Origin of the sequence: Paenibacillus thiaminolyticus, assembly GCF_003591545.1 — a bacterium.
GTDB classification, from domain to species: Bacteria; Bacillota; Bacilli; order Paenibacillales; family Paenibacillaceae; genus Paenibacillus_B; species Paenibacillus_B thiaminolyticus_A.
In genome coordinates this window covers 1-16,898 of the sequence record NZ_QYZD01000046.1, presented here as the reverse complement: position 1 = coordinate 16,898, position 16,898 = coordinate 1, and the positions used below count along the sequence as shown (strand labels likewise).

At 45.8% G+C, this 16,898-nt stretch carries 15 protein-coding genes and 1 pseudogene; 3 read left to right on the top strand and 13 right to left on the bottom strand.

Features of this window, described 5'->3' with window-relative positions:
* Positions 1-187 precede the first annotated feature (187 nt).
* From pckA to DQX05_RS27410, 9 genes and pseudogenes are all read right to left on the bottom strand, one after another.
* Positions 188-1,783, bottom strand: coding sequence for a phosphoenolpyruvate carboxykinase (ATP) (gene pckA / locus DQX05_RS27450; RefSeq protein WP_397336174.1), 1,596 nt, complete (start codon positions 1,781-1,783; stop codon positions 188-190).
* A gap of 285 nt (positions 1,784-2,068) precedes the next feature.
* A pseudogene (locus DQX05_RS27445) lies at positions 2,069-2,788 on the bottom strand (toxic anion resistance protein); the annotation flags it as partial.
* A gap of 183 nt (positions 2,789-2,971) precedes the next feature.
* Positions 2,972-3,295 carry a DUF4318 domain-containing protein gene (locus tag DQX05_RS27440; RefSeq protein ID WP_259392265.1) on the bottom strand — a complete coding sequence of 108 codons (324 nt, stop codon included), beginning with the start codon at positions 3,293-3,295 and terminating at the stop codon, positions 2,972-2,974.
* On the bottom strand, positions 3,296-4,843 hold the full coding sequence (locus DQX05_RS27435) for a S8 family serine peptidase (protein WP_119796462.1): 1,548 nt from the start codon (positions 4,841-4,843) through the stop codon (positions 3,296-3,298).
* Between the two features lie 33 nt (positions 4,844-4,876).
* On the bottom strand, positions 4,877-5,164 hold the full coding sequence (locus DQX05_RS27430; protein WP_119796461.1) for a peptide maturation system acyl carrier-related protein: 288 nt from the start codon (positions 5,162-5,164) through the stop codon (positions 4,877-4,879).
* Positions 5,165-5,187: 23 nt separating this feature from the next.
* Positions 5,188-6,318: a TIGR04066 family peptide maturation system protein gene (locus DQX05_RS27425; protein ID WP_119796460.1), complete on the bottom strand. Its 1,131-nt coding sequence runs from the start codon at positions 6,316-6,318 to the stop codon at positions 5,188-5,190.
* Positions 6,287-7,738, bottom strand: coding sequence for a Cys-rich peptide radical SAM maturase CcpM (gene ccpM, locus DQX05_RS27420; protein ID WP_119796459.1), 1,452 nt, complete (start codon positions 7,736-7,738; stop codon positions 6,287-6,289). The genes DQX05_RS27425 and ccpM overlap by 32 nt, the downstream gene beginning before the upstream one ends.
* A gap of 85 nt (positions 7,739-7,823) precedes the next feature.
* Positions 7,824-8,006, bottom strand: a complete 183-nt coding sequence (locus tag DQX05_RS33340; protein WP_119796458.1) for a CLI_3235 family bacteriocin precursor — start codon at positions 8,004-8,006, stop codon at positions 7,824-7,826.
* Positions 8,007-8,127: 121 nt separating this feature from the next.
* On the bottom strand, positions 8,128-9,816 hold the full coding sequence (locus DQX05_RS27410; RefSeq protein WP_119796457.1) for an ABC transporter ATP-binding protein: 1,689 nt from the start codon (positions 9,814-9,816) through the stop codon (positions 8,128-8,130).
* 219 nt (positions 9,817-10,035) lie between these two features.
* Between DQX05_RS27410 and DQX05_RS27405 the strand changes: the two genes are divergently transcribed.
* Positions 10,036-10,593, top strand: a complete 558-nt coding sequence (locus DQX05_RS27405; protein ID WP_119796456.1) for an RNA polymerase sigma factor — start codon at positions 10,036-10,038, stop codon at positions 10,591-10,593.
* Between the two features lie 5 nt (positions 10,594-10,598).
* Here DQX05_RS27405 and DQX05_RS27400 read toward each other — a convergent pair whose 3' ends face one another.
* From DQX05_RS27400 to DQX05_RS27390, 3 genes are all read right to left on the bottom strand, one after another.
* Positions 10,599-11,306 (bottom strand): DUF6033 family protein, encoded by a 708-nt coding sequence (locus DQX05_RS27400; RefSeq protein ID WP_119796455.1) that lies wholly within the window; start codon positions 11,304-11,306, stop codon positions 10,599-10,601.
* Between the two features lie 243 nt (positions 11,307-11,549).
* Entirely contained in the window at positions 11,550-12,437 is an 888-nt protein-coding gene (locus DQX05_RS27395; RefSeq protein ID WP_119796454.1) for a fructose bisphosphate aldolase, read from the bottom strand.
* A gap of 555 nt (positions 12,438-12,992) precedes the next feature.
* A complete protein-coding gene (locus DQX05_RS27390; protein ID WP_119796453.1) occupies positions 12,993-13,757 on the bottom strand; it encodes a DUF3891 family protein in 765 nt (254 codons plus the stop codon).
* Positions 13,758-13,887: 130 nt separating this feature from the next.
* Here DQX05_RS27390 and DQX05_RS27385 point away from each other — a divergent pair, with 130 nt between their 5' ends.
* Together DQX05_RS27385 and trhA are read left to right on the top strand one after the other, a co-directional pair.
* Complete coding sequence (locus DQX05_RS27385; protein ID WP_119796452.1) at positions 13,888-14,124, top strand: hypothetical protein; 237 nt, start codon at positions 13,888-13,890, stop codon at positions 14,122-14,124.
* Between the two features lie 248 nt (positions 14,125-14,372).
* The gene (trhA, locus tag DQX05_RS27380) at positions 14,373-15,014 is read left to right on the top strand and encodes a PAQR family membrane homeostasis protein TrhA (RefSeq protein WP_119796451.1); all 642 of its coding nucleotides are present in this window, start codon (positions 14,373-14,375) and stop codon (positions 15,012-15,014) included.
* A 71-nt stretch (positions 15,015-15,085) separates the two neighbouring features.
* Here the strand turns inward: trhA and DQX05_RS27375 are convergent, their stop codons facing one another.
* Entirely contained in the window at positions 15,086-16,270 is a 1,185-nt protein-coding gene (locus tag DQX05_RS27375; protein ID WP_119796450.1) for a GntR family transcriptional regulator, read from the bottom strand.
* Between the last annotated feature and the right edge of the window lie 628 nt (positions 16,271-16,898).

Genomic DNA, 16,898 nt, shown 5'->3' with positions numbered 1-16,898 from the left:
ACACCGTAATTCAGCTGTTCAAGCCGTCAAATTCAACGTTTTCCCGACTAAAACATCATTTTCAAGATATGTCGCCGCCCTGTTCCCTATGACATATACTCGCCGCCTGAGTCTCTTTGCATAGATATAAGTCGGGGCTGTCTCTGCGTCAGTTCATGACGCCGGAGACAGCCCCTTCTCACAGCAGCTACAGCCGCGGGCCGGCAAGCTTGATAGTATCCGCTACACCGCTGAATTTTTCGAAATTTAGAGCAAAGAGCTGCGCCAACTGCCTCGCCTTACGATCATAGCCCGCTTTATCTGCCCATACGTTCCTCGGATCGAGCAGTTCATGGGGAACGAACGGCACCGCATCAGGGATAAGCATGCCGAATACAGGATGAGGAGTATAGGATGCCTTCTCGATACTTCCATTCATAATCGCCTTGACCATCGCTCTTGTATACGACAGATTCATCCGCTCGCCAATTCCGTAAGGACCGCCGCTCCATCCGGTATTGACCAAATAAACCTTTACACCGTGCTGCGTGATTTTATCGCCGAGCATTTCGGCGTACACATTCGGTCTCAACGGAAGGAAGGGGCCTCCAAAGCATGTCGAGAAGGTCGCTTCCGGTGCGGCGACGCCGCGTTCCGTACCCGCCAGCTTGGACGTATAGCCGGACAGAAAGTGATACATCGCCTGCTCCTTCGTCAGCTTGGACACCGGAGGGAGCACGCCAAAGGCATCTGCGGTTAAAAAGATAATGACGTTCGGATGGCCGGCGGTTCCGGGTATGATCGAGCCTTGAATATAATCAATCGGATAAGCGGCCCGCGTGTTCTCCGTCAGTGCATTATTATGGTAGTCCGCCTCGCCGGTTCCGGCTTTAATCCACACGTTTTCGAGAACGGATCCGAATCGGATCGCATTCCAGATTTGCGGCTCCTTCTCCTGCGACAGCCCAATGCATTTGGCATAACAGCCGCCTTCGAAGTTGAATACGCCCGCATCGGACCAGCCATGCTCATCATCGCCGATTAAGCGGCGTTCCGGGTCGGCCGACAGCGTCGTCTTGCCTGTCCCCGATAATCCGAAGAACAACGCCGTATCTCCAGCCTCCCCTACATTCGCCGAACAGTGCATCGGCATGACACCGCGGAAAGGAAGCAAATAGTTCAGCACGCTGAATATCGATTTCTTCATCTCCCCCGCATAGTGGGTTCCGCCGATCAGGACGGTCTTTCTTTCGAAGGAAATGGCAATGAAGGTCTCGGAATTCGTCCCGTCCACAGCCGGATCCGCCTTCATCCCAGGCATCGCAATCACGGTAAATTCAGGTTCATGGGACTGCAATTCATCTGCCGCTGGGCGGATGAACAACTGGTGAACGAATAGATTTTGCCACGCATATTCATTAATAAAGCGGACAGGGAGCCGATAGGCCCGATCTGCCCCTGCATAGCCATCGAAGACAAAGAGCTTGCGGCTCCTCATATAATGGATCGTCTTGTTATACAGCGAGTCGAACTGTTCGGGAGTAAGAGCCTGATTCACTTCTCCCCAAGCAATATGGTCTGCTGCGCTCGGATCCCTGACGATGAACTTATCCTTCGGGGAACGTCCCGTATATTTGCCTGTCGTCACTTGCAGCGCGCCTGTCGAGGTGAGATGTCCTTCTCCGTTCAGGAGAGCGGACTCCACCAGCTTGGCAACCGCCATATTTCGGCAAGATTCATCCACATGAAAACTAGCTAATTGAGTTTTTTCATTGTTTTGCGTGATCACGGTTATCCTCCCCATTCCACTACTACCGAGTTCTTGATTCATCTCGACTCCCCCAAAAAGAAGATGTATATTTTATCCTTACGAATTAATGTATAATATAACTAAATAATACGCAATATATAAAAGCGTATTAGCGATATCTAATTATTTATGACGTCATTTTGAAATTGTTTTCATAATTGACACATAAAAAAGTCCAAAAAAATCCACGAATTGTCGTGAACTTCAATAACCGGTCGATGTTGGTTCAACCTACAACCCCAACTTATGTCCTCTTTGCCGTTGAATCTGCTTCGCGCCGTCATCTAACAGCTCGATTTTTTTCAATACGATCTTTTGATTGTAAAGCGCGCTCGCGACGGTTACAGAGATTTTCAGCGCCGATATCGTCACGTTTTTTTCCCTGTCTACGCCGCGAATCAATTCTTTATTATTCCGGACGACGACCACGATTGCCATAATCCCCTGCTGGTTGACGACCAGCATCTGCTGCAGATCCATCACCCGCTGACGCAGCGGGAACAGCACTTCCTCGGTAATAAACCGGATTTTGTCCGGGTCTTCATTGCGCAGCTTCGCCAACTCGATTTGGGCTTCGATCGATTCATCCATCATTGTCCCCAGTTGTATTTCCTTCTGGAGCTTTTTAGTCAGATCCCGAAGCGTCTGCTGCTCAATCTCCAGCGTCGTGTTATCGTTTTTGAAAATCGTCTTGCCCTTCTCCAAGGAGACGACGATGTCAGTGATGATAGAATCGGCTTTTTGGTACTTGAGGAAATAAGCTCGCAGCGGATTGAACAATTTGCCCAGGAACCCGGTCTTCGCGAAATCGACCACGCTCGGGTCCAAATCTCTCAGCTGCGTGTGAAGCTCGGCCAGCCCCTTGGCCACGTCCCCGCCTTCATCGCCGGTCTTGGACAGCCTTCCGATCGACACCTGGAGCAGCGCATTTTTCTCGGATGATGACCGCATCGTGTTCATACCGAAGGCTTCAATCGATTGCAAAATCTCTTTGCGCTTCGCCACTTCCTCGGGGACCGGTGATTCGGATTCGCTGTCAATTCATCCTGAAGCATTTTCAACGCCACAAGGATATTCACAGCAGAGGAGAACAAAGACACTAGCGCCGGCGCGTCTTTTTGAGCAGCGATCGCAGCCTCTCAGGCACAAAAAAAACGCAGCCATAGCGGGCTGCGTCTTATGTTAAACTTCTTTGAAATGGAGCACAAAACCGGGGCGCCCTGCGTTTTCAACCTGACATTGATACACGACATGATCTATTGAAATCATTGCGGGCCTATCACGTTCGATAAATTCGTAGGTCACCTTTTCTTTGATGCAATAGCGCTCAATTTCATCTAAAAACGCTTGCTTATCTTTTGGGAGTTGATCTAATTCAACCGAGAACCCCTTTTTCATAAGCTTTTTCCAAAAACGTTCTGACATGAGTCCTTCCCCGCCTTCATAATAAACGTAGTTAGATGAATAAGGTCCAATAGTTAACACTCTATACTTACCGTCCAACACTTAGACAAGCGCCGCCTTCAAATATTGGACCATTGTTTTTGCGACACTATCATCTGTCCGCTTCGATATTATGGGCGCTGTCGATGCTTGTCCCGCGATATGCACCGTTATTTCCACCGCCCCATTATTGTTTAATACGTCTATCACCATATCTTGCTCCAGCATCCCCCCTATCTCCCGGATCTCTTTTTGGCACCCCCACCTAAATGCGCCGATGCATATATCTGCATTTGATTTTTTTATATATGAACGGAGATAGCTTGCTGTCTCTATAGGTCTTATCTTCATGCACCAATGTGGAATATATTCAAGATTGTATAGGACCGCCTCAGGTTGCTCCGTAATAGCAATACAATTATAACCATCTTCCATAAAAGTAAGTTTTACAATATGTAGGATATATAATATATCCAAATCATCTGGAATAAAAATGAGAACCGTTGGCGCATCGATTGGGGAACGAGTATAATGAGCCCGCTCTATAATCCGGCGCTTACAACTCCAATGCCATATTTTTAAGGGCTTATCCTGTGGACTGCTCGGTAATTCGACTTGTGACTCACCGATATATACAAGACTCTTATGATGAAGCGCAGCTAATCGATTTAACTGATGAATGGTTTCCTCATCCAGGCGCAAGTCGTCGATGATTATCGTATTCCATCCTTTTTTTGAAGCTTGTAATTGTTTTTCAATTTGCTTTATTACATTTGTATGGTTAGATACAGTCGTCTCTTTAACACACAAAAAGTAATAAGCAGCTTTGCTCAAAAATTTTTTTCTTGCCGTAAAAATAATAGCCCCTGTTATCCAGTCAGGGTTTCCGTTACTTGGAGTCATACTTAGAACCGTATTTTTATTTTTGGCATATTTCATCAATTCTCCCTTTACCATATCTATCGACGGAGAAGTTATGTTTTCGAGAATTCGAGAAACATGAGCAGTAATCATAGGCGCGGCATAGCTGTTGCTATTAGAGCATGTTATTGCGCCACTCATAACAAAGTTAAGTTCATGTCGTGCAAAAGCTGTGCAGTCTATCCCATCAACAAAATGCGGGTTTAAAACATACTCCCCGCGGGATAATGAATTGCCGCGGTCGCATCTTACGCTAAGAACATTCGAGAAGGAAGCCGGGTAAGTGATATATCCATCATTATGTGGGGCGCATACGACGATAAGTCCATCCTGAACGACATGATTGATGACCTTTTGCATCTGACTTTTTTCACGAAGAAGTGTACTCCCTAAGCTGATGCTGGCTACCTCCACTTCATGATCCAGACACCATTTCAAGGCAACGTATAGCCGGGATGCATGTCCTTTTAAATTCTCATTTAATACCTTTACGCTGCTGATTTTGACATGGTTATTATAGTGAAGAATAATAGCCGCGCACAATGTGCCGTGACTAATCCCTTCCCCCTGTGATTCTCTTTTTTGAGCTGAATTTTGGGTATTTATCTCAACATCGTACAATAGCCGGGCACCCAGTTCCTTCTCTGATACGCCATCATCAATAATAGCCACATGAACATTTCGAGGCATTCCGATGCTTCCTCTCCATACGCTTGAACTCAATTATCGAAACATAATATTTTTTCCTGTTTGTCTTCGAATGATTTGTTCGATTTGACTCAAACTTTGGAAATGTCCTTTCACAATGTCTTCTTGCGGAATAACAATATTGAATCTCTTCTCTATCTCAACATATAAATATAATAAGTCTCGTGGAGCCAGACCGATCTGTTGTCCCATCAAATGATCGTTCCAATAATTTGTTGTTATCTTATCGGGATCCACATGGAATGTTTCGAAGAAAATGGAGTTTAACTGATGTGAAATATCATTCTTGTCTTCACAAATCATAGGTCACACCCCGTTCTTTTTCATTACATTATTAATGTTTCTGCATAACCTGCCAATTTATTTTCCAAAAGCTTCGGCATATGAATGCAGTCCTCCGAATTCAAGGAATTAAAAACCGGAATATTCATATGTGCTAAACTCTTTTTCTTATGTTCGACTCGTTCCGTGCCCAGAGTGATAAAGCTCTTTTTTTGCTCTCTTTTGCTGGAATGTATATCAAGTTTATGATTTGAATAATTAAAACAGTCGATTTCAAAGCCCAATTTATATTTTGCCGAGGCACATATATTTTCCAAGTACAACTCATTGACATCCTCATACAAAATACTCATCACGACTCCGTCTGGCGTTACGGCATTTGCGATTTCATAGGCCAGAACTCCAAATCGATTGGTTAATTCTTTATTATATGGCATGATTCCGCCCGGAACGCCAATAATGATTAAGTCTGGCTTTTCAGCCATTTCAATTCCCCTGCACAAATGGTTGAAAAATATGATTTTCTGCCATTCTGGAATGTTGCTGAACATAACCTCTGGAAAAGAATGAAATCCAAATAATTCGCAATATGACCTTGTTCCGATTTGCGATACGTTATACCCCTGCTGAAGGAAGTATCTTCTCAGACAAAGCTGGATATCAAATTTATTTGTATTCTCAAATAATCCTGCGACCAATAGCATGGGAGTTTGAATATCGGTTAATCTTTCATCATCTGTCTCTGCCAATTTGGACAGTTCCGTTTGTTTTCGGTTCGCGCCGTTCATTAATGCGATCAATGGTATACCTTGTGAGTCGCACATTTCTTGTAACTTATATAAAGCTTGTTTGTTCAATTTATACAAGCACACAATGGATTTCTGAGACTGAATGGCCGGAATGACTTCGGACAAGATGTGTTCGCTCATATCAATTTCAATGCCGGGGTCGGCAATGATTACAGTGTCATAATCGCATTCCAGTGAAGCAATACTACTATAAACGGTTAGATGCAGAGCTTCCCCTCCATAGGCGTTACCGGCGTCCTTGCCCGTTAATCCCATTCCTACAGGAGAGACAGCAGCTATAACTTCGTATTCTGCAAGCAGGTCATGATGTCTGAGCAAGGAACCAGATTCCTCATTATATGGAAATACAACTGCCCTTTTCTTCATTCATGCTCACCTCCAGCATTGCTTGCTCCTCAAAGTCACAGCCCATTTCGCGCAAAGTACAGTAGGTTTTCAACATATCGTCAACGTAATTTCTTACATTCTCGCACAGTTCTAATCTTAATTCTGCCGATAATTCATTGATGCCATCCGCTGCAGCGGCACATTGATTGCACATCCGGAAGGCCCAACAGCTTCTGCATGCTTCTTCAGTCAATCTGCCTAAATTTAGAATAACGCGCACCTTTGTGATGTCAAAGCCGGTATCCACATGACCAATTCTCATTACACTGGATGTTTCGCTTACTCTTTCGCAAGGGTATAAATTACCTTCTACGTCAACGAATAATCGTTGTGCTCCGGGTACACATGGACCCGAAGGATGATCCTTTAGAAATTTGGAAGTCGGCATTCTTAATCGATTGTGCACCGTCTCTCTCAGTCGAGAATAAGTCGGCTGCACTAGCTTGGAAACATATTGTTGATCTAACTTTCCCAACTTCGACAGAAACAATTTAAAATGCTCATAATTTACACTGCTCTGGTAATCTTGGCTGATTGAGACGGAATCCTTCCGGTACATGTCGTTAATAACGGCAGAAGTCACCATAAAGTCCTTTACCGTCTCATAGTTTCCAAAAAAGTCACTTACGCAAGAGTAATCGTTCTGAGGGTCGATAACCGTATTAAAGTTAATTTTTTCAATGTATTCCGGATGCTTTTCTTTGATCATTTCAATATTCTGCATAACATTGCTAAATGTACCGCAGCCATTTACAGCAAACTTCCGATGTTTATCGTGCATAACTTCAGGTCCATCTAAACTGATTGTGATATTAACTTCATTTTCACTTAAAAAATCAATTACTTCTGCGGTAAACAGAGTGGCATTGGTGGTAATATTAAATATCAGTTTTTTCCCGCACATTTTTTCTTTGGCATATTCAATGCACGCCCGTATTAATTGGAATTCCAACAAAGGCTCTCCGCCGTAGAACCCCAAATTGACTGTAGGGGAATCTGCCGAGTGACGAATCAGCAAATCAATTGCCTTGAAAGCAACCTCTTTATTCATTCGTTTGTTCGAATGCGTCCGATTGGTGTAGCTGCCAGAATATACACAGTATTGGCATCGCAAATTACAGTTTTGAGTTAATTGCAAAGCCATCGTGTACAACTTGCGATCCAACGTATCTTCAAGCATTTCATCTGCGGGATGAACCATGGCAAACTTCCGCTTCGCTGTCAGATAGCCCCTTTTCTTGAGGCGGTCGATTGCATGGCATTCATCCCCAGTATAATTCCTTACTATTTCATAGATTGACGGGTCGATATTTATAATTTCGTTCGTATTGGTATCAAACATGTAACATTGCTTTGCCGTTCTAAATAAGTGAATCAACGGCTTCTCTTCTGTTTGCATAACATCCTCTCCTCCTCTGCAGAAGTTAAGAATATAGCCAAGGAACAATTCCTTGGCTATATCCTGCCAGACGCCAGAACAAACATTAGCTAAGGGCACTGATCGTGTAGAACGAGTTGTACGTTTGCAGATATCTTGCATAATTCAGAGCAGAACTGTTGGTTTGTGAACAAGTACAGTTATAGCAGGCGCAGGAAGTACATGAACATGCTGCATATGCTTCTAGAGTTTCCTGCATAATGTCTGTCTTTTTCCCAAGCTTCCGCATGGTAGTCCCTCCTTTCCGATGTAGTGTGAGAAGAATTTCTCCTTCTCAATCATACTAATTCCAAAAATGTATATATATCACACTATGAATTCGTTTTATTTTTCACAAGCTTCTCGATCCCTCATATAGAATCCGTTCTAGTCTCACGAGATCTTACATGGGTTGCTTTTCCATTTTCTATCGCAACAATTTGGTCTGCATATTTCAATACCTCAGGATTGTGAGTCACCATAATCACTGTTTTTGTTTTAAATCTGGTTGTCAGCAATTCATTGATGTTCCACTCCGACTCAGCATCCAGATGAGAAGCTGCTTCATCCCAGATGATGATTTCTCTTTCATGGACTAACGCACGGGCTAACGCCAATTTTTGTCTTTGTCCTCCAGATAGACAAGCCCCATTCTGTCCAATCCTGTACTCCATGGAAGACAACGAGATGAAGTCTGTCAATCGGCTATCTTCGATGGCTTGTACAAGAACCTTATCGCTCACATCTGCATATAATTGCAAATTATCTTTAATGCTCCCGTCAAACAGATAAAATTGCTGATCTACAACACTTATATGCTGGCGATATTCTTCTAATTTCAAATCTTGTATTCTTATCCCATCAATTGTAATCTCTCCATTCTCCACCTCATAAAAACGCAACAACAGATTAATTAGCGTTGATTTGCCTGACCCATTCTTTCCAATCACAGCCACTTTCTGGCCGGCCTCAATGGTAAAAGTAACATTCTGCAAGATTGGATTCCCCGCCTCATAAGAGAAGCTCACATTGCTAAACTTAATATCTCCCTTAAAAACATAATCCCCCAAGCTATGTTCTTTAGAAGCTTCATTCTCTTCTGTTTCTAAATCAAGAAATTCATAATAACGCTGTGCAGAAGGAAGAATTCCTGACAACACATATCTCAGATTGACAATTGCTGAAATGGGGTTCGTAACATAACTGCTATATGTAATAAAAGCAAAGATCCCCCCGACAGTAAGTCGTAAATCAAAAACCATGTTGGCTCCAATAATATAGAGACTGGTAACCAGAAGCTGCATGATCATCAATTCCGACGTTATATTCCAGGCATCCAACATAGATGCTTTTCTTTCAATTTCAATGACATTTTGAATTTTATTTTCGAATTCTCGTTCCTTGCAAGAGACGATTCCGAAAAGGCGGGACTCTTTGATGCCTCCAACCATATCACCGAACCAGAGAGCAAAATCATTATTTTTTTTCAAGTATTCGCGCATGAACTTTTGTCTCTTCTTCGCAAAAAAATGGGTCAGCAAAAATTTTACGGGGACAAAGCTCAGTACGATCAACGTCAACTTCCAATCAATCATCAATAGCCCTGCAATGCCGCCGATGATGCTGAATAATTGGGTAGCAACAAAAAACACATAATCATCCGTCACTCTGGACATATTTCCGATATCTACATTGATGTTATTCAACAGTGATGCGTAATTTGAACTATGAAAATAAGACAGTTTTAATCTATTAATATGCGAGTATGCCGTTTCATAAAGTGTGTTCTTTATTTTTGCGCTTATATGAACGCGAATGCCTTCCTTTAGCAGATTCAATCCCTTATCTAGACTAAAAAGCAAAAAAGCAAATAGCGAGAAGATGGCCACTTGAGACAAATCATTTTTGAGAAATCCATCGTCCATAATATGCTTATTCATTAACGGCATAAGCAAATTGGCTGCACTCGATAGGAGAAGAAATATGACGAGTATGACGATAGCTCTTATATGCGGTTGAAATAAGCATACTAGTTTTTTTAAAGTTTTTTTGTCCCCCACGAAAATAATCCCTCCCTAACGCGGCTCTTACTATATAAATTCCCAGATTGTTGATAAATCACATTTTTTATTTTCAAGGAAGATCTGGTATATTGTGACTAATTTCACTGAGGCGAACGAACATCCATAATATTCTATATAAAGCTCATATATTACATTTTTGTTTTGTGATTAGCATTTATTGATGAACATCAATAAGCATTGAAAGGAGCTTAAAAGATGCTGGTTTCTGATTTCAAAACAGATGATTTTTTGGGCGAAATTTGCGAGTCTTATTACAATGATGTGTATGAATTCTGCGTCCATCTCGTGAACAATAATCGGCAATTTTATGGTATGGCAGAAGACTGCACTCAGGAGACATTTTTAATTGCCGGGAGGCAGACAGAAAAATTAAAGAGCCATCCTTCGATCAAAGGCTGGCTCTTTTTAACAGCTAAACATTTGGTTCAAAAGTCATTTCGAAGCTACGAGAAAAGAAGAAAAAACGAAGTGCTTACTGAGCATCTCTCCATTTTAACTTCCCCATGCAAGTGCGGCTTGGATTCGGCGTTCGAAAGTTTTTTGGATATTCATGAATGTAAAGCAGAAATTCTTATGATGTTAAAAGAAGAAGAATATCGCTTGTACATAGACTATTTTGCTTTAAATAAGTCAGTTGACCAGATTGCCGCCGCCAATCATATTTCTTATACGGCAACGACCAGCCGAATCTGCAGGCTAAGGAAAAAAATACAATCCTTGATTTTCACCTATATAGGTGATAGTTTCGATTGATTAGGCTATAGAACCTCGTATAGTGAATTCGTTTTGGAACGAATCGGAGAACGTTTTTGACCCCATTCCTGACCAGAGGTTAATCCAGCATAAGGAACCTCCTTCAGATTACTCTGAGGTACAACGAGTTGTGAAGGCTGCGACATAGCAGAGAGCCGATCCTTTTGCGTGCGGAGTGATTCCAATCGCGCCTGTTCCTCTTGTTTCTCCTTCTGCTTCTCTGCTTCTATTTTTTTACCTTTCTCTACTTCTTCTGGCGAGGTTACCGAAGCGCTCCATACTGTCCGTGTGCCATCTTCGTGAATAATCAGGCTGGAAGCAACAGTAGTAATGCCATACATCTTATCCGTCCGTTCAAAGCCCGGTCGTTCTACATTCGAAAAATAATCGATATAACCTTCCACCTTCGTTCGAAGTGCAGGATCGCTTTTCATTTTTTCCGCAATGCTCGGCGCAATCATGACATCCATCAATCCGCCGCTGGCCCCTCGTCTGATGATCTCCTGTTGATTTTTGGGGATAGACTCGAATCCTACGGACAGTCCGTACTTTTTAGAGATTCTATCCTTAACTCCCTCCAAATCGACCTTTGACAATAGCTGCTTAAAGTCAACGGGGTTGGAGTCTTCGCTTACAACGTTGCTTTGCTTCCAATGCCGTATGTTCATAGCTGCTGCCAAATGCTCCATATTGTTCGCTATAGTTATACTCACTGCCCATCCTCCTTTGGCAATTCATAGATTACATAACTACCCAAGCTTCTAACACACCCTTAATAGTAGTATCGGCATCAAAATAGATCATTGTTAACTTTTTTTGGGAACAAATAACACAAAAAGGGGGACCTATGCGGTGAACTTCAAAAAAAATGGCGACCTTGCTCTGAAAGAGCGGTCACCCATCTGATCGGATTTGACATGAAATATGGAGAAAAAAACATAAAGAATTTCCGCGGCTCAGCTGATAGATGCTTCGTAAATGGATTGAATGGAGCGGGACAGCATTGCATTGAATTCTTCGTCTGTCTGCTGGGCTGTCAATCCCTGCGACAAGGCGCGTGAAAAGCTGGCGATTAAGCCGTGATTCCGGGCCAGTTTTTCATTCGCTTCCCTTCGATCGTATCCGCCCGACAAAGCGACAACTCGGAGAACATGCGGCTCCTCGATCAACTCGCGATAAAAATTATCTTCGCTCGGTATGGACAGCTTCAGCATCACTTGTACGTCCTTATCGAGAGTGGACAACTGCTTGAGAAGCTCATCCTTCAAGATTTGTTCCGATTGCTGCTTATCCTTGCTATAAATATCAACCTCAGGCTCAATAATCGGAACGAGCCCCATCGACAAAATCTGTTTGCCGATTTCGAACTGCTGCTCGACTACTTTACGAATTCCTTCCGCGTTGACTTCTTTAATCACCGAACGCATCTTTGTGCCAAATATATGCTTATCCACCGCCCGCTTCAACAGGTCATTCAAATCCGGGATCGGCTTCATCAGCTGAACGCCATTCTCCAGATCGGCCAGTCCTTTATCGACCTTCAAAAAAGGAACAATGCCTTTCTTTTCCCACAAATAATCGGCGGTAAATTCATCATCAATCTTGCGATCCATCGTATTCTCGAACAGGATGGCGCCCAAAATGTATTTCGAATCAAATGCCGGACTCTTAATAATCCGCGTTCTCATGGCGTGAACCAGCTCGAACATCTCTTCGTCATTGGAATAGCTGTCTTCCTTAATGCCATACTGCAGCAGCGCCTTTGGCGTGCTTCCGCCGCTCTGGTCCAACGCCGCAATAAAACCCTTTCCCGTATGAATTCGCTCCAATTGTTCTTTTTTCATCAGTGTTTCTCCTTCCTTTCCGTGGAATGGATGACCTCTAAATCCGGTAAGCTCGTTAACCATACCGGTCGGGTCATAATAGAAAACAGAACTTGACGCTTCACACTAGCCTCGGACGCGCTCACCGCATCAGGCTGAATACAAGAGTAGCCGGCGATCAGGTTAGGCATACCCGTACGTCAGGTAGAGTTTCCTATATTGTACAATAAATTCATGATCTAAGCACGGCTATCGGTCGAAGGCGCACCAGGCGCTTACGTCAGAGTATAAGCCGTTGGATGAACGGAGGCATGTCAGGTTGCGCTGCAGGCTAAATTCATAACTGCTCTGTTTATTTTAACGCCAATAATACCCGGTAACATGGCAGGCTTACTATTTTACAGGAACGTGGATTATATCACATTGAGGCGATCAGATTCATTGGAATGCTCCCCTCGTGGCAGGCAGTGAATAAGGAACACAAAGAACCCTCTGCTGTCCTTCCATTGCAGCGGGTTCTTCCCATCATTAAGCCATATTCATAAGTAACGATTATTCCCTTGAAAGGCCTTCCTCTTACCGGACAAAAGTTAACGTTTGCTCGGTCCATTCGGTCTGGCGATACGCCTTGCCGATGCCGCTCGCTTCAACCAGCGAGTCCGGCACCACCTTGGAACGCAGCTTCGTCGTGAACGGCGCGATGAATGGGAACGGCGTGACCCGCACCTCCGTCTCGCTCGCCCACTCCGCGACAAGCTGGCGACCCGTCTCCGGATTGAACGCCTCTGTCCGTTCGAATCCGTCCTGGTACCACGGAAATTCGTCTTCCTTGGCTGCCCCGGGCTCATTCAGGCAGATATATAAGGAGAGATCATCGCAGAACTGCAGCAGCCGAAAATGCTCCGTGACCGCTTGATCGTCAAGACCGCCCAACTGCGCGCGAATCCGCGCCTGACGCGCCCGTTCATCCCGCAAAAATTGAATGATCTCGGGCTGCTCCTCCGTCCGGAAGAAGGAAACGAAATGCAGGCTGCACAGGAGTGCCGCATACGCATTCATCTGTTCAATCTCATCCAGCCCAATACGGTAAAAGGCAAGCTTCGGCACAATCGGGTAATCCATAAAAGTAAATGGCTCCCCATCCGCATCGTTCCATATCGGTGTATGATCGAGTCCGATCCAACTGCGGTCATGCTCGTAGGCGGCCAATACGACCTCCTCCCAACGATCCGTTCCCCCGACGCGGGCAGGATCGAAATGCTTGGCCGCTTCTCCGGAAATAAATCCGTGGTCATGCTGTTGAATAAGAACCCGTTCCCCATTCCGTGTACGCATTATCATGACTTAACGCTCCTTTTGCGAATCTGAATGCCATTTCGCTTGAATTGCCGTTCAAGTTGAGCTACTCTGATGTATGGAGGATCTTTTTCGCTCTTCCTATTCTATGTATAGTGTAAAGGAGGCTGCTCCAATGAGCAAAGCCAAACGCCAACGCCGCAAAATCGAGCGTTCCGGCGGCATCAACCCCGATATCGTCCGCAACACCTGGACACGCAAGCCGCACACCCAGATTGTGCCGAATAAGAAAGCCGAACAGCGCCGGATGGCCTGCCGGAAGGGCAGGGGCGCTGTTCCTTATTTTCCTGCCGCTTCTTGCTCCACACGGTTCCGGTTCCGTTCCATCCATTCCTGCCTCCGCAATGCTTGACGCTCCTTCGCATTGACCTCCCCCCGCTGATTCATTAGCACAACGCTAATCATTCCGATCATCGCTCCGATTCCAATGAAGGAAGCGAGCTCTCCATCCTGAACGCCTTTCGTTTCCGGTAACAACATACATATTCATCTTGAGCTCGTTAAAAAATAGGTAAAGCCGTTCGCAAGGATTTGCAGATCCCCCCATCGTCTTATACAATGAAGGTATCGAATACCAGCGGGCAGAGAGGAAGATTCGCTATGGCCAATACCCATACTTATACGCGGGGTGAAGAGATCGCCAACGCCATTACCCACGGCATCGGCGCCATTTTCAGCGTTGCCGCTTTGACCCTGCTTATCGTCTTCGCCGCATTGTATGGCGAACCGATTCACGTTGTCAGCTTTACGATTTACGGCATTTCCATGCTGCTGCTCTATACGTCGTCGACCTTAGTGCACAGCTTCCCCGAAGGCAGGGTGAAGGATCTGTTCGAGACGTTCGATCACGCCTCGATCTATGTCTTTATCGCCGGAACATATACTCCGTTTGTCCTTATCGCACTGCCGAAGATGGTGGGGTGGAGCCTGTTCGCGGTCATCTGGACGCTCGCCGTGGCCGGGATCGTATTCAAGGCCTTCTTCACGAAGCGCTTTCTTTTCATGTCGACCTTGCTCTATATCGCCATGGGCTGGCTCATCGTATGGGCCTGGAACCCGTTGTCAGCGGCGATGCCTGGAACCGGATTAATCCTGCTTGTCACGGGAGGGCTGCTCTATACCGTGGGCACCGTATTTTATGTGTGGCGGGGATTTCCGTTTCATCATATGATCTGGCATTTATTCGTGCTCGCCGGATCGGTGGCTCACTTCTTCGCCGTCCTGACCTTGGTGCAAATATGAAGACGGCTTGAATGCCATTGAGACGATGGTAAAAGCTTCGCCAATCTCCGTTCACGGGATTGGCGATTTTTTTAGGCGTGCGTATGGTTCGAATGCAGGCAGGGCCCGGTCGAACGGCCGATGATCAGCTCAGGCTCGAGAATGACTTTGCGGTACTCGCTGTCCGTCTCCTGCCGCTCGATGATCTCGGTTAGAATCGTCGCTGCCCGCCGCCCGATTTCCATCTCATTTTGATAAATATAAGTGAAAAAGCTCTCCTCGCCCTCGTCATTCTCCGGATTGTCGAAGGTGAGGATTGACATATCTTCAGGCACCCGCAAGCCGAACCGCTTCGCCATCTGTACCATCCGCAGGCCCAGCTTCCCGTCCAGCGCGATATACGCGCTCGCGATCCCGCTCTTCATATGGCGCGCCAGCTCTGAATCATCCGCATCTTCCCCGGCCGGGAGCGAGAAGCCGGTGACGATGAGCGACGGATTGATCATGCCGCCATGTTGCTCGAATGCACTCATATATCCGGAGATCCGATCATGCACGCTGACGCATTCCCGATACGCATTCGTGCAGAGCGCAATATGGCGGTGGCCGTTCTCCCACAGATGATCGACCGCCATCCGGGCTCCCGCCCGATTGTCCGAGCAGACAAAATGAGTCTCGACGCCCCGTAAATACCGATCGATAAGCACAAACGGAAATCCGTTGACCTTCAACGAGAGAATTTCTTCATTATAAGTCTCTTCATCGGCCGGGAACAGCAGCAGGCCTCTGACGCCCATCGCGATAAAATCGCGGATCTGCTGCTCCTCCCGTTCCTTGGAGCCGCCGCTGAACGCGATAACCAGCGAATAACCATGTGTCCGCAGCGTATCCTGAATCGCATTGATAAGACGCATCGCGAAATAATCCTCCAACGTCGGCATCACAAAGCCGATCGTTCGGCCCGGCACAGGCTCAGTCCGGTTCGGCTGACCCGCCGCCGGTACAGCAAAGGCCGCCGGTTCGGAAGCTTCTCCGTTCCGCTCGGCCGGCAGTTCACTGGCGACAAAGCTTCCTCGGCCGGGGACACGGTATATCCAGCCTTCCTTCACCAGGGCCGAAAGCGCATTCACCACCGTGATCCGGCTGACCTTGAATTGCTCCATCAGCTCCTTTTCCGTCGGAATCCGGTCATTCGGCTTCAAATCACCTTGACGAATTCGCTCCTCGATATAGCGGTGTACCTGCACATACAATGGTGAACGAGAGTCATAACCCATTCCAATCCATCCTTACTTGTTTGATATAACATATATGTTATATCATTTGTAGCTGTCTGGCAATGACTGCGCCGGAGCGCCAGGCTCCAAGCGAGACGTCGTGAATGCCACGATGTCAAAAAAAAGGCCGCATTCGCCGAAAGCAGCCTCCGTGAGTTCCAGGTCAACCGTATCCTTTTATGTCCTTATGCCCAATATCCCACCCGCTCAGGGCGGTCCACTTCTCTTTTGCGCCTTATGCTCAATATCCCACCCGCTCAGGATGGTCCAATTCTCTTTTGTGCCTTTATGCTCAATTTCCCATCCGTTCAGTGCTGTCCGATTCCCTTTTGTGCCTTATGCTCAATATCCCATCCGTTCAGGGCGGTCCACTTCTCTTTTGTGCCTCATGCTCAATATCCCACTTGTTCAGGCCGTCAGCTTTATCTACTTACTCCACCCGCCACCCGGATAGCGATCATAAGCACTACGAGGATGACTCTACTCTCCTGTGTGACGGGGATATCGACTATAGGCACGAACAAGGATACTCTACTCGCCTGCGCGACGGGGATAGCAAGTATATGCACGTACGAGGATACTCCACTCACCTGTGCGACCGGGATAACGGCCATATGCACGTACGAGG